General features: G+C 68.8%; 1 protein-coding gene. It reads left to right on the top strand.

Annotated features, from left to right (window positions below):
• A partial coding sequence (locus ACYVJ3_RS16605; RefSeq protein ID WP_460854189.1) for an HNH endonuclease signature motif containing protein occupies nt 1–959 on the top strand: 959 nt, incomplete at its 5' end.
• Nucleotides 960–1224 lie beyond the last annotated feature (265 nt).

Here is a 1224-nt window from a genome sequence, read left to right as displayed (position 1 = left end):
CCGAGCTGAGGCTGGCAGAGGCGATCGACGAACGGTGGCGCCAGGTCGGCGCAGGCATGCGCAAAGGTTCCGTGAACCGCGCCCAGGCGCAGGTGATCGTCGCGGCGTTGGAGAAGCTGCCGCCCGAGATCGACCAGGTCACGAGGCGCCGGGCCGAGAAGCACCTCGTGGAGCTCGCCGGTCAGTTCGGGCCGCGTGAGCTCCGCACCCTGGGCGACCGGATCCTCTCGGTAGTCGCGCCCGACATCGCCGACGAGGCCGACGCGAAGGCACTCGAACGCGAAGAACGCTCCGCTCGGGTCAACACCTCGATCCGGTTCAAGCGCCTCGGCGACGGCATCACCCGGATCATCGGCCAGGTCCCCGATGCGGTCGCTGCACGCCTCGAGACCTACCTCGACGCCTACACGTCTCCCAGGCAGGACGCAGAAGTGCTGCCCCGCCACCGCAAGCTCGGTCAAGCGTTCTGTGCGCTGCTCGAGCACCTCGACCCGAGCAAGCTGCCCGACCACGGCGGCGACGCCACGACCGTGATGGTCACCGTGACGCTCGACGACCTGCGTCGCGACCTCGCCACTGCCGGCGTCATCGGCTCTATCGACGGCGACCTCCGCATCAGCGCCAACGAGGCCCGGCGCCTGGCCTGCACCGCCAAGATCATCCCCGTCGTCCTCGGTGGCAAGGGCGAGATCCTCGACCTCGGCCGAACTCAACGCCTCTTCAATGCCGCCCAGCGCAAAGCCCTCCGACTCCGCGACAAGCAGTGCCGCGCCGAAGGCTGCTCGATCCCCGCCACCTGGTGCGAAGCACATCATTCACATCCATGGTCAGCCGGCGGGAAGACCGACCTCGAGGACGGCGTCCTGCTCTGCAGCCATCACCACCACATCGGCCACGACCCCCGGATGACCCATGAAGTCATGCCGACCGGCGCCTGGCGGTTCCACCGCCGGCCCTAGACCCAGATCGTGGAGTCCCAGAGCCACCCGGTGACCCCAGCACTCCACAATGTCGAACACGGCCCAACGAACGCACCGATGTGGCCGCCGAAGGCGGCCGCATCGCGTCGGCGCGAGCGAAGCGAGCCGCCGACACCCGCGCCACCAGCGCGCCGCCAGAGACCCGCAGTCAAGGACGCCGAAGGCGCCGCGAAGCGGGCCGAGCGCAGCGAGGATCCTTGACTGTGAGGCTTCTCTTCGCAGCCTGATGCTGATGGGCTGTTTG

The organism is Nocardioides montaniterrae (assembly GCF_054782655.1).
Note: the sequence above shows the minus strand (reverse complement) of the source record. Positions and strands in the feature narration are given on the sequence as shown.